Consider the following 1,034-nt stretch of genomic DNA (forward strand, 5'->3'; position numbering starts at 1 on the left):
CTGATAGGCATGGGTGCCCGCCAGCGTCAGCGTGCCCGTGCCCTCGCTTGCGAGCAGTTCGAAGTCGGTAAGCGTGCCGCCCGCCAGCGTGCGGTCGCCGGCCATCTCAACTTTGGCGATGTCCATGCCGGCACCGCCCGATACGCTGCCCGCCACGAGAGTGCCGACAAGCCGCAGGCGATCGTCGCCCGCGCCCAGATCGATCGCACCGACCAGCCGGCCGCTGGCCGCGAGCGTCAGTTGCTGCGCCCCGTCGCCGAAGGTCAGCGGGCCGCTTTCGGAGCCTGCCAGCGTGCCCGTGACGATCATCGATCCGCCCGTCAGTTCGAGCTGCTCGAAGCCGGTCGCCGTGCCCGCCAGCAGGATCGGTCCATCGGCCGTGAAGCGCAGCGCGTCGTTCCCTGCGCCGCCCGTGTAGCGCCCCGCGGCTTGCGCGACGCCCAGGGCGAGCCGGTCGTTGCCGCCGCCAAGGTCCACCGCGGCAAGATCGCCGTCGACGGTGAGCGTTTCGGCGAGATCGCTGCCCGTCACCTGCCCGATGCCATAGCCGCCGAGCGTCAGGTTCACCCCGGCTCCGGACAGCGCCAGATCGTCGAACTGCTGATCGAGCGCGAGCGTCAGCGTGCCATTGCCCTCCACGGCCAGCCGTTCGAAGCCGGTGCGCTGGGCAATGCCGCTGCGATCGCCCGAGAGGACGACGCGATAGAGATCGCTTCCAGTGCCCCCGTCAACACTCACGACGCTGCTGCCGGCGTGATCGACATAGACGTCGTTGCCGCCGCCCAGCACCGCCGTGCCCAGGATTGTGCCACGATTGTCGAGCGTTTCGCCCGCATCGCTGCCGGTGATGGTGACCGCGCCGTCGCTTTCCAGCGTCTGGCCCTCGGCGACGGTGATCGTGCCGCCGGACAGGCCGATGGTGTCGAAACGGAACGTCCCGGCATAAGTGACGTTGCCGTCGCCCGTTTGCGAGAAACGCTCGAAATTGACGAACTGGTCGCCATTCACGGTGCCACCGCCGGTGGCATCGACGA

At 69.0% G+C, this 1,034-nt stretch carries 1 pseudogene; it reads right to left on the bottom strand.

The window, feature by feature from the left end:
- Nucleotides 1–1,034: pseudogene (locus AX702_RS22540) on the bottom strand (autotransporter outer membrane beta-barrel domain-containing protein); the annotation flags it as partial.

Source organism: Sphingomonas sp. CCH5-D11, from assembly GCF_001557395.1.
Classification (GTDB): Bacteria; Pseudomonadota; Alphaproteobacteria; order Sphingomonadales; family Sphingomonadaceae; genus Sphingomonas.